Origin of the sequence: Pseudomonas sp. PDM02 (assembly GCF_014852285.1) — a bacterium.
GTDB classification, from domain to species: domain Bacteria; phylum Pseudomonadota; class Gammaproteobacteria; order Pseudomonadales; family Pseudomonadaceae; genus Aquipseudomonas; species Aquipseudomonas migulae.
Genome location: NZ_JACVBL010000016.1, coordinates 72,926 through 91,447 on the forward strand (window position 1 = coordinate 72,926; position 18,522 = coordinate 91,447).

The window sequence follows — 18,522 nt, forward strand, 5'->3', positions numbered from 1 at the left end:
GTCAGAAAAGGGATTCTTATGTTGCAGACTCGCGTTATCCCCCCAGCCGAAGGCGCTTACCAGTATCCGCTGCTGATCAAACGGCTGCTGATGTCCGGCGCGCGCTATGAGAAAACCCGCGAGATCATTTACCGCGATCAATTGCGCTACAGCTATCCGACCCTGATCGAACGGGTCGCACGCCTGGCCAATGTGCTGACGGCAGCTGGCGTCAAGGCCGGCGATACCGTGGCGGTGATGGACTGGGACAGTCATCGTTATCTGGAATGCATGTTTGCCATTCCGATGATCGGCGCGGTGATCCACACCATCAACGTGCGCCTGTCGCCGGAACAGATCCTCTACACCATGAATCATGCCGAGGACCGCTTCGTGCTGGTCAACAGCGAATTCGTCGGGCTGTACAACGCGATTGCCGGGCACCTGACCACCGTCGAGAAAACCCTGCTGCTGACCGACTTGCCGGAAAAAACCGCCGACCTGCCGAACCTCGTCGGTGAATACGAGCAGTTGCTGGCGGCCGCAAGCACGCAGTACGACTTCCAGGATTTCGACGAAAATTCGGTCGCGACCACCTTCTATACCACCGGCACCACCGGCAATCCCAAAGGCGTGTACTTCACCCATCGGCAGCTGGTGCTGCACACCATGGGCGTGTCGACCATCATGGGCGCCATCGACAGCGTGCGGCTGTTGGGCACCAACGACGTGTACATGCCGATCACCCCGATGTTCCATGTGCACGCCTGGGGCTTGCCGTATGTGGCGACCATGCTCGGGCTCAAGCAGGTTTATCCGGGGCGCTACGATCCCGAATACCTGGTGGAGCTGTGGCGCAAGGAAAAGGTCACCTTCTCGCATTGCGTACCGACCATCCTGCAGATGGTTCTCAACGCCAAGGCGGCGCAAGGCACCGACTTCGGCGGCTGGAAAATCGTCATCGGCGGCAGTGCATTGAATCGTGCGTTGTACGAAGCCGCCAAAGCCAAAGGCATTCAGCTGACCGCTGCGTACGGCATGTCGGAAACCGGCCCGCTGGTTTCCTGTGCGCACCTCAACGATGAGCTGATGGCGGGCACCGAAGACGAACGCACCACGTACCGGATCAAGGCCGGCGTGCCGGGGCCTTTGGTGGAAGCGGCCATTGTCGACACCGACGGTAACTTCCTGCCCGCCGATGGCGAGACCCAGGGTGAACTGGTGCTGCGTGCGCCGTGGCTCACCGAAGGCTATTTCAATGAGCCGCAGAAGGGCGCGGAGCTCTGGGCCGGTGGCTGGCTGCACACCGGGGACGTGGCGACGCTGGACAGCATGGGCGTGATCGACATTCGCGACCGGATCAAGGACGTGATCAAGACCGGCGGCGAATGGATTTCCTCCCTGGACCTGGAAGACCTGATCAGTCGCCATGCAGCGGTACGCGAAGTAGCAGTGGTGGGCATTGCCGATCCGCAGTGGGGCGAACGCCCGTTTGCCTTGCTGGTGATCCGCGAGGGCCATGTAATTGGGGCCAGGGAACTCAAGGAGCACCTCAAGCCATTTGTGGAACTGGGGCACCTGAGCAAGTGGGCCATCCCGAGCCAGATCGCCCTTGTTACTGAAATTCCCAAGACCAGTGTCGGCAAACTCGACAAGAAGCGAATTCGCCTCGACATCACTGAATGGCAAGCCAACAACAGCACCTTCCTCTCGACGCTTTAAGCGTCTTCCGGCGTGCCCGAAATGGCACGCCAGCCCCACCAAGCAAGCGCTTGGCTTGTGAAATCAGAATTTTCAGCCATCATTCCCGTGCCGACAGGTGTCGGCTTGGCGAAAGGACTGTTCCAGAGTGGCCGGCAGCTGCAAATCACACTTTAGAGGGATCAAGCAGTACTACCTGCTGGCTATAGTCCGCTCAAGGATTTTTAAGAACGGGGCACACGCACAAAACGGGGCGATGCAACTTTGGAGTGAATTCGGAATGCCTTGGCTTCCGGTCAACCACAGCGTTTTTAAAAGTACTCAATGCCATAACAATAATGCACATGGAGTAGCGTCGATGACATCAGTAAACCAGTTCTGGCGCCGGGCAAAACTGCCTCTGGCTGTCAGTCTTGCCTCTTCGCTCGCCGGGCCCGCATTCGGCGTCAGTTTCAACGTTGGTGAAATCGAAGGTCAATTCGACTCATCCCTGTCGATTGGTGCCAGTTGGTCTACCGAGAGTGCCAACAAGAACCTCATCGGCGTCAACAACGGTGGTCGTGGCCTGTCCCAGACCTCCGATGACGGCCACTTGAACTTCAAGAGCGGGGAAACCTTCTCGAAGATCTTCAAAGGCATCCATGACCTTGAATTGAAGTACGGCGACACCGGCATCTTCGTCCGGGGCAAATACTGGTATGACTTCGAACTCAAAGACGAAGACCGTCCGTTCAAGGACATCAGCGACAACAACCGCAAGGAAGGCGCCAAGTCCTCCGGCGGGCAAATTCTCGACGCCTTCGTCTACCACAACTACTCGGTTGCCGATCAGCCGGGTTCCGTGCGTCTGGGCAAACAAGTGGTCAGCTGGGGCGAGAGTACGTTCATCGGCGGCGGCATCAACTCGATCAACCCGATCGACGTTTCCGCGTTCCGCCGTCCAGGTGCCGAGATCAAGGAAGGCCTGATCCCGGTCAACATGTTTTACGTGTCCCAGAGCCTGACCGAGAACCTTTCCACGGAAGCGTTCTATCAACTGGAATGGGACCAGACCGTTACCGACAACTGCGGTACGTTCTTCTCGCAACCGGACGTGATTTCCGATGGCTGCGATAACAACCTGGCCGTGCTGCGGACCCGTAACGGGCTCAACAACTCGTTGGCGGCCGCTCGTTTGCCAGCCGCCTCGCGCAACGCGGTCCTCAACACGCTGGCTGCCAGGGGCGTGAACTGGGGTAACCCGGACGAAGGCGCGATCGTTCGTCGCGGTCCGGATCGCGATGCGCGTGACAGTGGCCAGTTCGGCGTGTCCTTCAAGTACATGTTCGAGCCGCTGGACACCGAATTCGGTGCCTACATGATGAACTACCACAGCCGTGCGCCGATTTTCAGCGGCAAGGGGGCTCCGGCGAGCGCCTATAACGCACAGGCACTGGGTGGCGCTCTGACTGGCGCACTGGTTGGCACGGGCATTCCGCTGGGAACCGCAGCTGGCATCGTGGGTGGCGCGAACGGACTGGCGGCGCAAACCCTGCCATTGGTGGTGGCGGGTAACTCCAGCTACTTCATCGAATACCCGGAAGATATTCGGCTTTATGGCCTGAGCTTCTCCACCACGTTGCCTACCGGCACCGCCTGGAGTGGTGAGTTCAGCTACCGTCCGAACGCACCGGTACAGCTCAACACCACCGACATCCTCTTTTCCGGCCTGACGCCACTGAACCCGAGCGTTTCCGTGCTGCAAGGGCAGCCTGGTGCGGATCAGCATGGCTATCGTCGCAAGGAAGTGTCTCAACTGCAGACAACCTTCACTCACTTCTTCGATCAGGTGATGGGTGCCGAGCGACTGACGTTGGTGGGCGAGGTTGGCTGGACTCACGTCGGCGGCCTGGAAAGCACTTCGAAAGCCCGTTACGGGCGTGACCCGAGCTACGGCCCAGGTCCATTGCCAAACGGTCAGTGCCAGGCATTGAACGCTTCGACCCTGGCAGGCGGTCCGCAAAACAACGTCAACCGCTACTGCGAAAACGATGGCTTCACCACGACTGACTCCTGGGGCTATCGCGCTCGTGCGATCTGGGAATACAACGACGTGATCGCCGGTGTGAACTTCAAGCCGAACATCGCCTGGTCCCATGACGTCGACGGTTACTCGCCTGGCCCTGGCGGCAACTTCGAGGAAGGTCGCAAAGCGGTCAGCCTGGGTCTCGATGCCGAGTACCAGAACACCTACACCGCGTCCCTGGCCTACACCAACTTCTTTGACGGCAAGTACACCACCGTGGATGACCGCGACTTCGTTGCGCTCAGCTTCGGCGTGAACTTCTAAGCACTGCATTTTCAGGACGAACACACCTATGAAAACAACAAAGAGTCTGTTCAACGCTGGAGTTCTGGGGCTAACGCTGCTGGCGACCAGTGTGATGGCAGCGGTCCCTGCGGCCGAAGCGGACAAGCTGGGCAAGAGCCTGACGCCAATGGGCGCCGAGATGGCGGGCAATGCTGACGGTTCGATTCCAGCCTGGAAGCCGATGGCGAAGAACGCCGGCACCGCCGATGCCAAAGGTTTCCTGTCCGACCCGTTCGCCAGTGAAAAACCGCTGTTCACCATCACGGCGCAGAACGTCGATCAGTACAAGGACAAGCTTGCTCCAGGCCAGTACGCGATGTTCAAGCGTTACCCAGAAACCTTCAAGATGCCGGTTTACCCGTCCCATCGCGGCGCGACCGTGCCGGATGACGTGTTCGCTGCCATCAAGAGAAACGCCACCGCCACGGAGCTGGTGTCCGGCGGCAACGGGCTGAAAAACTTCGAGACAGCCGTACCGTTCCCGATTCCAAAGAGCGGCGTTGAGGTTATCTGGAACCACATCACCCGTTATCGCGGTGGCAGCGTGACCCGTCTGGTGACCCAGGCTACCCCGCAGCCGAACGGCTCATACAGCTTGGTGTACTTCCAGGACCAGTTCGTATTCCGCGACAAGATGAAGGATTACGATCCGGCGAACCCGGGCAACATCCTGTTCTACTTCAAACAGGAAGTGACCGCGCCTGCACGTCTGGCCGGTGGTGTGCTGCTGGTGCACGAAACCCTCGATCAGGTGGCGGAACCACGTTCGGCGTGGGTCTACAACGCCGGTCAGCGTCGTGTGCGTCGTGCTCCGCAAGTGTCTTATGACGGGCCGGGTACCGCGGCGGACGGCCTGCGTACCTCCGACAACCTGGACATGTACAACGGTGCACCGGATCGTTACGACTGGAAGCTCGAAGGCAAGAAAGAGATGTACATCGCCTCCGACAGCTACAAGCTCGACGATCCGAAGCTGAAGTACGCCGACATCATCAAGGCCGGTCACATCAACCAGGACCTGGCTCGTTATGAGCTGCGCCGGGTCTGGCATGTGGTTGCAACCCTGAAGGAAGGTCAGCGTCACATCTACGCCAAGCGTGACTTCTACATCGATGAAGACACCTGGCAGGCAGCGGTGATCGATCACTACGACGGTCGTAACCAGCTCTGGCGTGTGGCGGAAGCTCACTCCCAGAACTACTACAACGTTCAAGTGCCTTGGTACACCCTGGAAGCCCTCTACGACCTGCAGTCCGGCCGTTACCTGGCACTGGGCATGAAGAACGAAGAGAAGTCGGCATACAACTTCGGTTTCACTGCCACCACCAGCGACTTCACGCCGGCGGCATTGCGTCAGACCGGGGTTCGTTAACCTGAACTGAACAGAGGCCGCATCCTCGAAAGAAGCCCCGACTGGTTCGGGGCTTTTTTTTGTTCGTAGACTTTTTGTAGCCATTTGTAGCAATAACCTTCATTACCTCTTCGTTTACCGCTAGTCTGCGGACATCTGCAACGCCGCCAACAGCATTTCAAACAAGAGCCGGCCATGACTGATCTGTCCCCACTCCCGGGCCATGCAAGCGTTACCGTCGCAACATTGGACGGGCGTTTTTATCGGCCTCCGCTGCCCGACGGCCATGTGCTGCGGCCTCGTTTATGCGAGCGCCTCAGTGCCGGTCTCGGTGGCCGGCTGCTGCTGGTCAGCGCGCCGGCGGGGTTTGGCAAGAGCTCATTGGCTGTGGAGTTCTGTCAGGGGCTGCCGGCGCATTGGCAAAGTCTCTGGCTGGGCTTGAGTCCGCGGGACAACGATCCAGGTCGTTTTCTGGAGCGATTGCTCGAAGGTCTTCAGGACTTTTTTCCGCAGTTGGGCCGCCAGTCTCTGGGGCTGCTGAAAATGCGTCAGCGGCATCAGCCGTTTGCTTTTGAAGAATGGCTGGACGGCTTGCTCGATGAGTTGGCCGTGCACCTGTTGCCGACAGCTCCATTGCTGCTGGTCCTCGATGACTATCATCTGGCCCAGGGGCCGGTGCTCGATCGCTGCCTGCAGTTTTTCCTCAATCACCTTCCCGACGGCTTGCTGGTGATGGTCACCAGTCGCCAACGTCCGGACTGGCATCTGGCGCGGCTGCGGTTGTCGCGACAATTGCTTGAGTTGCATGAGCAGGATCTGCGCCTGACCCACGACGAAGCCTTGACCCTGCTCGATCGGCACAGCAGTTCGTTGCGTGGCGAAGCACTGGAAAACCTGATCCAGCGCAGTGAAGGCTGGGTTGCCGGTTTGCGTTTCTGGTTGCTTGCGGCCTCCGAAGCGGGTTCCGACGGTGCGTTACCCCAGTCCCTGCACGGTGGGGAAGGGCTGATTCGCGATTACCTGCTCGAAGAAGTCATCGATTGTCTGCCCCCCGAGGTGCAGTCGTTCCTTTATGACACGGCCCCTCAAGAGCGTTTTTGCAGCGAGTTGTGCGATGCCGTTCGCGAAGCGCATGACAGCGCCGAGATTCTGCGTTTTCTGCTTGCGCACCAAGTGTTCCTCGTACCGCTGGACGAACATGGCCACTGGTACCGCTATCACCATCTGTTTTCCGACCTGCTGCGTACCCGGCCAACCTCACAGGCGATGGTGCCGGCGGCCAGCCTGCATCTGCGCGCGTGTCGCTGGTTCAATGCCCAGGGCCTGCTCGATGAGGCGGTGGAGCAGGCGTTGCGCGCCGGGCATCTGGATGTCGCGGCCAACCTGGTGCAGAACCTTTCGGAAGAGCAATTGCTGGCGGAACAGAATGTCGGCATGTTGCTGCGCTGGAAAATGGACTTGCCCGACAGCCTGCTGATCAGCACGCCACGGTTGATCGTGCTTTACAGCTGGGCCTTGGGGCTGGCCTGTCAGCTCGACGCCGCCGAAGAGTTGGCCAATCATCTGAGCCGCTTCCTGCCGGCGCCGTCGGCCACAGCGCAGAAATCCATGCTGGCGCAATGGCTGGCCTTGAGCGGGATCATTGCCCGCGGGCGCGGCAACCGCGAATTGACGCTGCTGTATTGCACCGAAGCGCTGGAAAGCCTGCCATCGAAACGCTACGGCCAGCGCCTGATGTGTCTCTCGACCCTTTCCAACCTGGCCATTGCCGACGGCGACTTGTGGCGTGCCCGTGGCTTGAATCGCGATTCGCTTGAACTGGCGCAACGGGTGGGTAATCCGTTGTTCGAAGCGCTGGCCCATTACGACCGGGCGCGCGTGTTGCAGGCGCGAGGGGAAATCCTGCGTTCGTTGGATGAAGTCCGTCAGGGGCTGCAACGCCTGCAAGGGTTGTCGCCGCAACGGCTGTATGCCGTGCGTGCTCGATTAACCTTGTACGAAGGATTTCTGCTGGCCCTGCGCCTGCAACCACAGACCGCGCGGCTGCGTTTGCAGGCCGGTTTGACTGAGGCCCGCGCCTGTCGCGACATCAGTGTTTTGATCGGCCATTGCGTGATCGCCCGGCTCGAAGGCAGCAGCGGCGAGTTCGCCAAGGCCTTTGCCGAACTCGCCGAAGCCGAACGGCTGATGCACATCTGGGACGTCCCGCCGATTTACTACCTGGCGATGATTACCCTGGTCAAATGCGAACTCTGGCTGGCCCAGGGACGCACCGATCTGGCCGAAGCCTGGCTCGCACGACTGGGCCAGACCTACAACGGCGAAACGCCTGCGGCACCGCCGGAATTCCATCCGCAACTGCCACTGCATATCGAGTTGCAGCAGGCTTTGCTTGAGGTCATTCAGGCGCAGCCGATGCTGGCCGAAGGGCGATTGAATGCGTTACTCGAGCATGGTCAGCAAACCGGTCGGCAGTTGCTCAGTGTGATGGCGCTGACACAAAAAACCGAACTGCTCCTTGCGCACAACCGCGAGCCTGAAGCCCGGCAGGCTTTCGCTCAGGCCCTTGAAGCGGCCAGTGGCGGCGCGCTGCAGCCTTTTGATGGCTTGTTGAACAAATGCCCTGACTGGCTTCGCGAGCAACTGCAGAACTGCACGAAGGCGACGGTATCGCAGAGCCTGTCGGAGCGACTCCCCGTTATCGCTGCACGCCTTGCTCCAGAGCCCTCGCAAGCCTGCGAGCAACTCAGTTCCCGCGAACTGTCGGTTCTGAAACTCATTGCCCAAGGCTGCTCGAACCAGGAAATCAGCGATCAGCTGTTCATTTCCCTGCACACGGTGAAAACCCACGCCAGCCACATCAACAGCAAGCTCGGGGTTGAACGGCGAACGCAGGCGGTGGCGAGGGCCAAGGCATTGGGAGTGCTGGGCTGACGTAGTGTGACGATACACAGGCGGTCAATGGCTGGACGCAATTGTGTGCGAAAATCCCTCGTCCCCGTTTTTATCGAGCATGCCCCGATGTCCCAACAACCGACCCTCATCCGCGAAACCTTCCCCGTAGGCCCGTTGCAGTGCAACTGCACGATCATCGGCGATCCGGTGACGAAGAAGGCCATCGTGGTCGATCCGGGTGGCAATCACGAATTGATCCTCGCCCGGCTCGATGCCCTGGGTCTGAAGGTTGTCAGCATCATCCATACCCATGCGCACCTCGATCACTTCCTGGCCTCCGGTCAGTTGAAGGAGAAAACCGGCGCGACCCTGCACTTGCACAAAGAGGATCAGTTCCTCTGGGACAATCTGGAGATGCAATGCCAGATGTTCGGTGTGCCTTACACGCCGGTTCCATCGCCGGATCGCTGGTTGGCCGACGATGAAGAACTCGCCTGCGGTTGCGGCGTGGCGTTGCACACGCCAGGTCATACGCCGGGTTCCATGAGCTTTTGGTTTTCAGAAGCTAAGCTGCTGATTGCCGGTGACACGTTGTTTCGTCGCGGGGTAGGGCGCACGGACTTGTGGGGTGGCGATCAGGCGACCATCGTGCGTTCGATCAAGCAGCGCCTGTACACCCTTGATGAAGACGCAACGGTGGTGACCGGTCATGGTCCGGATACGCGTCTGGGTGATGAAATGCGCGACAACCCTTTTGTGCGGGCTTAAGGGGATCGACGGAATTTTCTGCGCCCGAAATGATCCAACGCCCGCAAAGAACCAATGCCTAAGACCCGTTGCATCCCAGAATGCAAAAAGTAGGAGCTCTTCATGTTCACCAAGCAGCGTTTGATTATTGTCGCTACGGCTGTGGCCTTGCTGTCAGGCTGCGCCTCGCCCAACCCATATGACAGCAGCCAGGGGCAGGCCGACGGTGGTTCCACGGGCATGAGCAAAACCGCCAAGTACGGCGGCCTCGGCGCTCTGGCGGGTGCGTTGGCCGGTGCCGCCATCAACCACGATAACCGTGGCAAGGGTGCGCTGATCGGCGCCGCCGTAGTGGGTGCTTCGGCTGCCGGTTACGGTTACTACGCCGACCAGCAAGAGAAAAAGCTGCGCGCCAGCATGGCCAACACCGGTGTTGAAGTGCAGCGCCAGGGCGATCAGATCAAGCTGATCATGCCGGGCAACATCACGTTCGCCACCGATTCGGCGAACATCGCATCCAGCTTCTATCAGCCACTGAACAACCTGGCCGGTTCGCTCAAAGAGTTCAACCAGAACCAGATCGAAATCGTTGGCTACACCGACAGCACTGGCAGCCGTCAGCACAACATGGACCTGTCCCAGCGTCGTGCGCAGAGCGTGGCGACTTACCTGACGTCCCAAGGTGTCAGTGGTGCCAATCTGTCGGCACGTGGCGCCGGGCCGGATAACCCGATTGCCAGCAACGGCGACGTCAATGGCCGGGCACAGAACCGTCGCGTCGAGGTCAACCTCAAGGCGATTCCGGGTCAAGAGTATCCACAGCAGTAAACGCAGCCCCTTTACCCACCTGACTGAACCCCAGGCGTAAAAAAAACCGCCCGATCCTAAACAGATCGGGCGGTTTTTTTGTGTCGCCAGTTCTGGCCCCTTCGCGGGCAAGCCCGCTCCCACAGTGACCGAGTCGCTTGATAGGTACGCGATCCCTGTGGGAGCGGGCTTGCCCGCGAAGGGGCTATTGGATCAGCAACAAAAAAGCCCCCGGACAATCACTCGTCCGAGGGCTTTGTGTATCGCGCGAAACCTGATTACTTCTTCAGGCCGTAATGCTCATCAAGCATGCCCGGCGCGTTCGGGGCTTTGGGGGCGTAGTCGCGAGGCGGCTCCTGATTGCGCGGTGGCGTCAGGCGTTCCCGTGGGGCCGCTGCCGCGTCGGCGTGCAGCGAAGCCAGCAGGCGTTGGCGGGTTTGCTCGTCCAGGGCCAGGCGGTTGGCACCCTCGGCGAGGTGATCCTGCACTTCCTGATAGCTCTGAGTCAGTTTCTTGACCAGGTTTGCAGTGCTGTTGAAGTGGGTAACCACCTCGTTCTGATAACTGTCAAAACGTTCCTGAATGTCATCCAGCTGACGTTGGGTGCTGCTCGGCGCGGCGTTCGGCACCAGGCGAGCGATCAGGAATCCAATGGCGACACCCACAACCAGGGCAAGAGTCGGCAACAACCAAACTAAGAGCGAGTGTTCCACGAGTCCTTCCTCTATAAACGGCTTTGCTTTACGTTAACGGCTCGAACCTGCGCTGTATACCGCGATTCACTCGCAATACATCGGCACAGACAATTTGCTAGACGAGTCGACCCGATTCGAGGTCACGGAGTTCCTTCCTTGCTTATGCGCGAAACCCCTGTAGTGATTGACGGCCCGGTCGGGCAATTGGAAGCACTTTACCTGGATATCGAGCAGCCGCGCGGCATCGCGCTGATCTGCCACCCGAACCCGGTGCAGGGCGGCACCATGCTCAACAAAGTGGTCTCGACCCTGCAGCGCACCGCGCGCGATGCCGGTTTGATTACCTTGCGTTTCAACTACCGTGGCGTCGGTGCCAGCGAAGGTACGCACGACATGGGGACCGGCGAAGTCGACGATGCCCAGGCAGCGGCCGCATGGTTGCGGGCGAAACATCCTGATTTGCCGCTGACGTTGTTCGGTTTCTCCTTCGGCGGTTTTGTTGCAGCAAGTCTCGGTGGACGCCTGGAAACGCAGGGCGAACAGCTCAAGCATTTGTTCATGGTGGCCGCCGCTGTCACCCGGCTCAATGGTTACGACCTGCTGCCGGTGAACTGCCCGCTGACCCTGATCCAGCCGGAAACCGATGAAGTCATTGACCCGCAAGCCGTCTACGACTGGTCCGAGAAACTCGATCGTCCCCATGAGCTGCTGAAAGTGGCAGAATGCGGACACTTTTTTCATGGCAAGCTGACCGATCTCAAGGATCTGATCCTGCCGCGTCTTTCGAATTGATTGCAGTCTGACAAGCGATTACCCATGACGACTCGTACCCGTATCCTCACCGGCATCACCACCACCGGCACGCCGCACCTGGGCAACTACGCCGGCGCCATCCGCCCGGCGATCCTTGCCAGCCGCGACAGCAATGCCGATTCGTTCTACTTCCTGGCCGACTACCACGCCCTGATCAAATGCGATGACCCGCTGCGTATCCAGCGCTCGCGTCTGGAAATCGCCGCGACCTGGCTGGCCGGTGGCCTGGATGTGGACCGCGTGACGTTCTATCGCCAGTCCGACATCCCGGAAATCCCGGAGCTGACCTGGCTGTTGACCTGCGTTGCGGCCAAGGGCTTGCTCAACCGCGCCCACGCCTACAAGGCTTCGGTGGACAAGAACGTCGAAACCGGCGAAGACCCGGATGCCGGTATCACCATGGGCCTGTACAGCTATCCGGTGCTGATGGCCGCGGACATCCTGATGTTCAACGCGCACAAGGTGCCGGTCGGTCGTGACCAGATCCAGCACGTGGAAATGGCCCGGGACATCGGTCAGCGTTTCAACCATCTGTTTGGCCAGGGCAAAGAGTTCTTCACCATGCCCGAGGCGCTGATCGAAGAAAGCGTCGCGACGCTGCCCGGTCTCGACGGTCGCAAGATGTCGAAGAGCTACGACAACACCATTCCGTTGTTCAGCAGCGCTAAAGAGATGAAAGACGCGATCTCGCGGATCGTCACTGACTCCCGTGCGCCGGGCGAAGCCAAAGATCCAGACAATTCGCACCTGTTCACGCTGTTTCAGGCCTTTGCCACTCCGGCACAGTCCGACGAATTCCGCAGCGAATTGTTGCAGGGCCTGGGTTGGGGCGAGGCGAAGAATCGTCTGTTCCAGCTGCTCGACAGTGAACTGGGCGAGTCCCGCGAGCGTTATCACCAACTGATCGAACGCCCGGCTGATCTGGAAGACATCCTGCAAATCGGTGCGAAAAAGGCCCGTGCCGTAGCGACGCCTTTCCTTAACGAATTGCGCGAAGCGGTCGGCTTGCGTTCTTTCGTGGCCCAGGCGCAAGTCGCGGCGACCACCAAGAAGAAAGCCGCGAAAGCTGCGCGTTTTGTCAGCTTCCGTGAAGACGACGGCAGTTTCCGCTTCCGCCTGCTAGCGGCCGATGGCGAGCAACTGCTGCTGTCGCGCAACTTTGCTGACGGTAAAACCGCTGGCCAGGTGACCAAGCAACTGCAAGCGGGCCAGCCTCTGGACGTGCGCAATGAAGACCTGAGCTTCAGCGTCTGGCTGGAAGGCGAGTGCGTGGCCGATAGCCCGGCGTTCGCCGACACTGCTGCCCGTGACGTTGCCATCGACGCTCTGCGGATTGCGCTGACGCCGGTTCAGGAATAATCAACGGCTCGGTCCGACCAAGGGCCGATTGCCATTCCCACGGGCCATCGCTACAGTGACGGCCCGTTTTTGTTGCCTTGCTAACGAATTATGACGCCCCTAGAACGATACCAAGCTGATCTGAAACGCCCGGAATTCTTCCATGACGCCGCGCAGGAAACCGCCGTGCGCCATTTGCAGCGCCTGTACGACGATCTGGTCGCGGCCTCGCAGAACAAACCGGGCCTGCTCGGCAAACTGTTTGGCAAGAAAGAACAGGCGCCGGTCAAGGGCCTGTATTTCTGGGGCGGCGTAGGTCGCGGCAAGACTTACCTGGTCGACACCTTCTTCGAAGCGCTGCCGTTCAAGGAAAAGACCCGGACTCACTTCCACCGCTTCATGAAGCGTGTGCACGAAGAGATGAAGACCCTCGGCGGCGAGAAAAACCCGCTGACCATCATCGCCAAGCGTTTCTCCGACGAGTCGCGAGTAATCTGCTTCGATGAATTCTTCGTTTCCGACATCACCGACGCGATGATCCTCGGCACGCTGATGGAAGAGCTGTTCAAGAACGGCGTGACCCTGGTCGCCACTTCGAACATCGTCCCGGACGGTTTGTACAAGGACGGCTTGCAGCGTGCGCGCTTCCTGCCGGCCATCGCGCTGATCAAGCAGAACACCGAGATCGTCAACGTCGACAGCGGCGTCGACTATCGTCTGCGTCACCTCGAGCAAGCGGAGCTGTTCCACTTCCCGCTCGATGAAGCGTCTCACGAAAGCCTGCGCAAGAGCTTCCGTGCGCTGACGCCGGAATGCACGGCGGCCATCGAAAACGATGTGCTGATCATCGAGAACCGCGAAATCCGTGCCTTGCGCACCTGCGATGACGTGGCCTGGTTTGACTTCCGCGAACTCTGCGACGGCCCACGCAGCCAGAACGATTACATCGAACTGGGCAAGATCTTCCACGCCGTGCTGCTCAGCGGTGTCGAGCAGATGAGCGTCACCACCGACGACATCGCCCGACGCTTTATCAATATGGTCGACGAGTTCTACGACCGTAACGTGAAGCTGATCATTTCCGCCGAAGTCGAGCTCAAAGACCTCTACACCGGCGGTCGCCTGAATTTCGAGTTCCAGCGCACCCTCAGCCGTCTGCTGGAAATGCAATCCCACGAATTCCTGTCCCGGGCTCACAAGCCGTAGGAAATTTCGGAAAATGAAAAAGGCCTGCAATTGCAGGCCTTTTTTGTGCGTTGCAGATCCCCTGTAGGAGCACGGCTTGCCGGCGATGGCTATCTCAAGGACGCCATCGCCAGCAAGCTGTGCTCCTACAGGGTTTGCGGGGTTTTACGCCGCTTGCTGAAACTGCTGCCGATACTGGTTCGGCGACAACTCGGTGTGCTGGCGGAACAGCCGCGCGAAGAAGCTCGCATCGTCGTAACCGACTTCATAACTGATGGTCTTGATGCTCTTGCGGCTGCCGGACAGCAAGCCCTTTGCCGTTTCAATGCGCAGGCGTTGCAGGTAATGCAGCGGCTTGTCGCCGGTGGCGGTCTGGAAGCGGCGCATGAAGTTGCGGATGCTCATGCCGTGCTCGCGCGCAACGTCCTCGAAGCGGAACTTGTCGGCGAAGTGCTCTTCGAGCCAGTGCTGTATCTGCAGGATGATCACGTCCTGGTGCAGCTTCTGGCCACCGAAGCCGATGCGTCCCGGCGAGTAGCTGCGCTGCACTTCATAGAGAATGTCGCGGGCCACGGCCTGGGCCACGTTGGCGCCGCAGAAGCGCTCGATCAGGTAGATATAGAGGTCGCACGCCGACGTGGTGCCGCCGGCGCAATAGAGGTTGTCGGCGTCGGTCAGGTGCTTGTCCTGATTGAGGTAAACCCTCGGGAAGCGCTCGGCAAAGGCGTTGAAGAAGCGCCAGTAAGTGGTCGCTTCCTTGCCGTCGAGCAGCCCGGCTTCGGCGAGCCAGAACACCCCGGTGGCCTCGCCGCACAGTACCGCGCCGCGCGCATGCTGCTGGCGCAACCACGGCAGGATCTGTGGATAACGTTGGCAAAGGGTTTCGAAATCGTCCCAGAACGCCGGGAGGATGATGACGTCAGCGTTTTCCAGGCCGCCGTCCACCGGCATGATCACGTCGCTGAAGCTGTTGACCGGTTTGCCGTCGGGGCTGACCAGGCGCGTTTCGAACGCCGGTGTCAGGCCCTGGCCCAGTTGTTTGCCGTAACGCAGGCTGGCCAGGTGGAAGAAATCCTTGGCTTGCATGAGGGTGGAAGCGAAAACCCGGTCGATAGCCAGGATGCTGACGCGCCGCAAGGGCGTGGAGACTTGGTTAGACATAATTCAACTTTATTCTTATAGGGGAAAGTGGTCACCAGACGGCTGGATCGTCTTATTTTTTGTCGGATGTGTCCAGTGTCCTGTATCGGAAGCGAGGCTTAGTCTCTGAAGGTCTATTCCTTCTAACAATAACGACAGGTGCCGCATGATCCCCAGAACCTTGTTCAGTTCCGAGCACGAACTTTTTCGCGACAGCGTGCGAACCTTCCTCGAAAAAGAGGCCGTGCCGTTTCATGGGCAATGGGAAAAACAAGGCTATATCGACCGCCAACTCTGGAACAAGGCAGGGGAGGCGGGGATGCTCTGTTCGCACCTGCCGGAAGAGTACGGCGGGCTGGGAGCGGATTTTCTCTACAGTGCGGTGGTGATCGAAGAGGTGGGTCGTCTGGGGCTGACCGGGATCGGTTTTTCCCTGCATTCCGACATCGTCGCGCCGTACATCCTGCATTACGGCAGCGAAGCGCTGAAACACAAATACCTGCCAAAACTGGTGTCCGGCGAGATGGTCACCGCGATTGCCATGACCGAGCCGGGTGCCGGTTCCGACCTGCAAGGGGTGAAAACCACGGCGGTGCTCGATGGCGATGAATATGTGATCAACGGTTCGAAGACGTTCATCACCAACGGCTATCTCGCGGACCTGGTGATTGTCGTGGCCAAGACCGATCCGAAGGCCGGCGCGAAGGGTACCAGCCTGTTTCTGGTCGAGGCCGACACGCCGGGTTTTGCCAAGGGCAAGCGCCTGGAAAAAGTCGGCATGAAAGCGCAGGACACCTCGGAACTGTTCTTCCAGGATGTTCGCGTGCCGAAAGAAAACCTGCTGGGCCAGGCCGGGATGGGCTTCGCGTATCTGATGCAGGAATTGCCGCAAGAGCGTCTGACGGTTGCTGTTGGCGGGCTGGCATCGGCTGAGGCTGCGCTGCAATGGACGCTGGAATACACCCGCGAGCGCAAGGCGTTCGGCAAGGCGATTGCCGACTTCCAGAACACCCGTTTCAAGCTGGCGGAGATGGCGACCGAGATCCAGATTGGCCGGGTCTTCGTCGATCGCTGCCTGGAGTTGCACCTGCAAGGCAAGCTCGATGTGCCGACGGCGGCGATGGCCAAGTATTGGGGCACGGACCTGCAATGCAAGGTGCTCGACGAGTGCGTGCAGTTGCATGGCGGCTACGGGTTCATGTGGGAATACCCGATCGCCCGGGCGTGGGCGGATGCGCGGGTGCAGCGGATTTATGCCGGCACCAACGAAATCATGAAAGAGATTATTGCGCGGTCACTGTAGGAGCCGGCTTGCTGGCGATTGAAGCGACGCGGTTTTGGCTGTAACCGCGTTGTCCCAATCGCCAGCAAGCCAGCTCCTACAAGTGCGGGTTACGGTGCTGGATTCGGGTGATCCTTGTGGATCGCCTCGATCCCCGCCAGCACTTCATCGGAAAGTTTCAGCTCGAAGCTGGCAATGTTGCTGTCCAGTTGTTCCAGCGTCGTCGCGCCGATGATGTTGCTGGTCACGAACGGCTGCTGCGTCACAAACGCCAAGGCCATTTGCGCCGGGTCCAGACCGTGCTCGCGGGCCAGCGCCACATAACGGCTGCAGGCGGCTTCCGACTGTGGATTGAAATAGCGGCTGAAGCGGCTGTAGAGGCTCAGGCGACCTTTCGGCGGACGCGCGCCACCTTCGTACTTGCCCGACAGGAAACCGAACGCCAGCGGCGAATAGGCCAGCAGGCCGCACTGTTCGCGAATGGCGATTTCCGCCAGGCCGACTTCGAAGCTGCGGTTGAGCAGGTTGTACGGGTTCTGGATCGACACTGCACGCGGCCAGCCACGGGCTTCGGCCAGCGCCAGGAAACGCATGGTGCCCCATGGTGTTTCGTTGGACAGGCCGATGTGGCGGATCTTGCCGGCCTTGACCTGTTCGTCCAGCGCTTCGAGGGTGTCCTCCAGCGGGGTCAGGTTCGCTTCGCTCTTGTGTTTGTAGCCCAGTTGACCGAAGAAATTGGTGCTGCGCTCCGGCCAGTGCAATTGATAGAGGTCGATGTAGTCGGTCTGCAGGCGCTTGAGGCTCGCATCCACGGCTTCGGTAATGTGCTGGCGGTTGTGGCGCAGGTTTTTGTCGCGGATGTAGTCGATGGTGTTGCCGGGGCCGGCGATCTTGCTGGCCAGGATCCAGTCGGCGCGATCACCGCGGCTTTTGAAATAATTGCCGATGTAGCGCTCGGTGGTGGCGTAGGTTTCGGCTTTCGGTGGTACCGGGTACATCTCGGCGGTGTCGATGAAATTGATCCCGGCGCTTTTGGCCCGTTCAATCTGTGCGAAGGCTTCAGCTTCACTGTTTTGCTCGCCCCAGGTCATGGTTCCGAGGCAGATGGCGCTCACGTTCAGATTGGTTCGGCCTAGCTGTCGATAATCCATCAGGTGCTCCTTGGGCAAAACAATCATAAAAGCAGGTTGAAATATTTTTCGCAATCTGCATAATTGCGCACCTCTTTCTGCAGTGGAAGTGATGCGCCGCCGCCGAAGAATCTTGCCGTTGAACGGACGCGCCGACCCGAGCCCCCGAAAGCGTCTGTATCCGGCTGCCTTTGACTTGTCAAAGTACGCACTATTCAGTAAGATCCGCCGTCTAATTTACAGGGCGGCCCCTGAGGCTATAAAGAATGAAAACTTTTACTGCTAAACCGGAAACAGTACAGCGCGACTGGTTTGTCGTCGACGCTGCAGGTCAGACCCTGGGTCGTCTGGCCACCGAAATCGCGAGCCGTCTGCGTGGCAAGCATAAAGCTGAGTACACTCCTCACGTTGACACCGGCGATTACATCGTCGTTATCAATGCCGAGCAGATTCGTGTAACCGGTGCTAAAACCACCGACAAAATCTACTACTCCCACTCCGGTTTCCCGGGCGGCATCAAGTCGATCAACTTCGAAAAGCTGATCGCTAAAGCCCCTGAGCGCGTGATCGAGACCGCGGTCAAAGGCATGCTGCCTAAGAACCCGCTGGGTCGCGACATGTATCGTAAGCTGAAAGTCTATGCGGGCGCTGTACACCCTCATACTGCTCAGCAGCCCCAAGAACTGAAGTTTTAACGGAATAGTTCATTATGTCGGCGACTCAAAATTACGGCACTGGCCGTCGCAAGACCGCAACCGCACGCGTTTTCCTGCGTCCGGGTACTGGTAACATCTCCATCAACAACCGTTCGCTGGATAATTTCTTCGGCCGCGAAACTGCCCGCATGGTAGTTCGTCAGCCGCTGGAATTGACTGAGACTGTCGAGAAGTTCGACATCTACGTCACCGTGATCGGCGGTGGTGTAAGTGGTCAAGCTGGCGCAATCCGCCACGGCATCACTCGCGCTCTGATGGACTACGACGAAACCCTGCGTAGCGCTCTGCGCAAAGCTGGCTTCGTTACCCGCGACGCCCGTGAAGTTGAACGTAAGAAAGTCGGTCTGCGTAAAGCGCGTAAGCGTCCGCAGTACTCGAAGCGTTAATTCGCTT

At 59.3% G+C, this 18,522-nt stretch carries 15 protein-coding genes; 12 read left to right on the forward strand and 3 right to left on the reverse strand.

Annotated features, from left to right (window positions below):
- The first annotated feature begins 18 nt into the window (after positions 1-18).
- The 6 genes from IB245_RS24645 (at position 19) to IB245_RS24670 (ending at position 9,851) form a co-directional block, all read left to right on the forward strand.
- Positions 19-1,701: a fatty acid--CoA ligase gene (locus IB245_RS24645; protein WP_008025929.1), complete on the forward strand. Its 1,683-nt coding sequence runs from the start codon at positions 19-21 to the stop codon at positions 1,699-1,701.
- Positions 1,702-2,038: 337 nt separating this feature from the next.
- Complete coding sequence (locus IB245_RS24650) at positions 2,039-4,009, forward strand: DUF1302 domain-containing protein (RefSeq protein WP_008037261.1); 1,971 nt, start codon at positions 2,039-2,041, stop codon at positions 4,007-4,009.
- 28 nt (positions 4,010-4,037) lie between these two features.
- On the forward strand, positions 4,038-5,402 hold the full coding sequence (locus IB245_RS24655; RefSeq protein WP_008037263.1) for a DUF1329 domain-containing protein: 1,365 nt from the start codon (positions 4,038-4,040) through the stop codon (positions 5,400-5,402).
- A 174-nt stretch (positions 5,403-5,576) separates the two neighbouring features.
- The gene (locus IB245_RS24660) at positions 5,577-8,315 is read left to right on the forward strand and encodes a LuxR C-terminal-related transcriptional regulator (RefSeq protein WP_192228961.1); all 2,739 of its coding nucleotides are present in this window, start codon (positions 5,577-5,579) and stop codon (positions 8,313-8,315) included.
- An 87-nt stretch (positions 8,316-8,402) separates the two neighbouring features.
- Positions 8,403-9,044 carry an MBL fold metallo-hydrolase gene (locus IB245_RS24665; RefSeq protein ID WP_008025937.1) on the forward strand — a complete coding sequence of 214 codons (642 nt, stop codon included), beginning with the start codon at positions 8,403-8,405 and terminating at the stop codon, positions 9,042-9,044.
- Positions 9,045-9,146: 102 nt separating this feature from the next.
- A complete protein-coding gene (locus IB245_RS24670) occupies positions 9,147-9,851 on the forward strand; it encodes an OmpA family protein (protein WP_008037276.1) in 705 nt (234 codons plus the stop codon).
- Positions 9,852-10,108: 257 nt separating this feature from the next.
- Here IB245_RS24670 and IB245_RS24675 read toward each other — a convergent pair whose 3' ends face one another.
- On the reverse strand, positions 10,109-10,543 hold the full coding sequence (locus tag IB245_RS24675; protein WP_008025941.1) for a YhcB family protein: 435 nt from the start codon (positions 10,541-10,543) through the stop codon (positions 10,109-10,111).
- A gap of 144 nt (positions 10,544-10,687) precedes the next feature.
- On the opposite strand from IB245_RS24675, the gene IB245_RS24680 reads away from it, so the two are divergent.
- The 3 genes from IB245_RS24680 to zapE all read left to right on the forward strand — a co-directional run bounded on the left by IB245_RS24680 (position 10,688) and on the right by zapE (position 13,882).
- Entirely contained in the window at positions 10,688-11,317 is a 630-nt protein-coding gene (locus IB245_RS24680; RefSeq protein WP_192228996.1) for an alpha/beta hydrolase, read from the forward strand.
- 24 nt (positions 11,318-11,341) lie between these two features.
- Positions 11,342-12,697 carry a tryptophan--tRNA ligase gene (locus IB245_RS24685; protein WP_192228962.1) on the forward strand — a complete coding sequence of 452 codons (1,356 nt, stop codon included), beginning with the start codon at positions 11,342-11,344 and terminating at the stop codon, positions 12,695-12,697.
- 90 nt (positions 12,698-12,787) lie between these two features.
- Positions 12,788-13,882 carry a cell division protein ZapE gene (gene zapE / locus IB245_RS24690; protein WP_008025947.1) on the forward strand — a complete coding sequence of 365 codons (1,095 nt, stop codon included), beginning with the start codon at positions 12,788-12,790 and terminating at the stop codon, positions 13,880-13,882.
- 144 nt (positions 13,883-14,026) lie between these two features.
- Here zapE and IB245_RS24695 read toward each other — a convergent pair whose 3' ends face one another.
- Positions 14,027-14,923: a GlxA family transcriptional regulator gene (locus IB245_RS24695; RefSeq protein WP_177318159.1), complete on the reverse strand. Its 897-nt coding sequence runs from the start codon at positions 14,921-14,923 to the stop codon at positions 14,027-14,029.
- A 244-nt stretch (positions 14,924-15,167) separates the two neighbouring features.
- Between IB245_RS24695 and IB245_RS24700 the strand changes: the two genes are divergently transcribed.
- Complete coding sequence (locus IB245_RS24700; protein ID WP_192228963.1) at positions 15,168-16,304, forward strand: acyl-CoA dehydrogenase family protein; 1,137 nt, start codon at positions 15,168-15,170, stop codon at positions 16,302-16,304.
- 89 nt (positions 16,305-16,393) lie between these two features.
- Here the strand turns inward: IB245_RS24700 and IB245_RS24705 are convergent, their stop codons facing one another.
- The gene (locus IB245_RS24705) at positions 16,394-17,434 is read right to left on the reverse strand and encodes an NADP(H)-dependent aldo-keto reductase (RefSeq protein WP_008025952.1); all 1,041 of its coding nucleotides are present in this window, start codon (positions 17,432-17,434) and stop codon (positions 16,394-16,396) included.
- Positions 17,435-17,679: 245 nt separating this feature from the next.
- Between IB245_RS24705 and rplM the strand changes: the two genes are divergently transcribed.
- Positions 17,680-18,108: a 50S ribosomal protein L13 gene (gene rplM, locus IB245_RS24710; protein WP_007905295.1), complete on the forward strand. Its 429-nt coding sequence runs from the start codon at positions 17,680-17,682 to the stop codon at positions 18,106-18,108.
- 14 nt (positions 18,109-18,122) lie between these two features.
- Complete coding sequence (rpsI, locus tag IB245_RS24715; RefSeq protein ID WP_003228056.1) at positions 18,123-18,515, forward strand: 30S ribosomal protein S9; 393 nt, start codon at positions 18,123-18,125, stop codon at positions 18,513-18,515.
- The last annotated feature ends 7 nt before the right edge of the window (positions 18,516-18,522 follow it).

Excerpts from the sequence above, each read along its gene's own strand:
- rpsI (WP_003228056.1), top strand. The coding sequence starts at position 18,123 with ATGTCGGCGACTCAAAATTACGGCACTGGCCGTCGCAAGACCGCAACC.
- zapE (WP_008025947.1), top strand. The coding sequence starts at position 12,788 with ATGACGCCCCTAGAACGATACCAAGCTGATCTGAAACGCCCGGAATTC.
- IB245_RS24645 (WP_008025929.1), top strand. The coding sequence starts at position 19 with ATGTTGCAGACTCGCGTTATCCCCCCAGCCGAAGGCGCTTACCAGTAT.
- IB245_RS24700 (WP_192228963.1), top strand. The coding sequence starts at position 15,168 with ATGATCCCCAGAACCTTGTTCAGTTCCGAGCACGAACTTTTTCGCGAC.
- IB245_RS24670 (WP_008037276.1), top strand. The coding sequence starts at position 9,147 with ATGTTCACCAAGCAGCGTTTGATTATTGTCGCTACGGCTGTGGCCTTG.
- IB245_RS24685 (WP_192228962.1), top strand. The coding sequence starts at position 11,342 with ATGACGACTCGTACCCGTATCCTCACCGGCATCACCACCACCGGCACG.
- IB245_RS24680 (WP_192228996.1), top strand. The coding sequence starts at position 10,688 with ATGCGCGAAACCCCTGTAGTGATTGACGGCCCGGTCGGGCAATTGGAA.
- IB245_RS24650 (WP_008037261.1), top strand. The coding sequence starts at position 2,039 with ATGACATCAGTAAACCAGTTCTGGCGCCGGGCAAAACTGCCTCTGGCT.
- IB245_RS24660 (WP_192228961.1), top strand. The coding sequence starts at position 5,577 with ATGACTGATCTGTCCCCACTCCCGGGCCATGCAAGCGTTACCGTCGCA.
- IB245_RS24655 (WP_008037263.1), top strand. The coding sequence starts at position 4,038 with ATGAAAACAACAAAGAGTCTGTTCAACGCTGGAGTTCTGGGGCTAACG.
- rplM (WP_007905295.1), top strand. The coding sequence starts at position 17,680 with ATGAAAACTTTTACTGCTAAACCGGAAACAGTACAGCGCGACTGGTTT.
- IB245_RS24665 (WP_008025937.1), top strand. The coding sequence starts at position 8,403 with ATGTCCCAACAACCGACCCTCATCCGCGAAACCTTCCCCGTAGGCCCG.
- IB245_RS24705 (WP_008025952.1), bottom strand. The coding sequence starts at position 17,434 with ATGGATTATCGACAGCTAGGCCGAACCAATCTGAACGTGAGCGCCATC.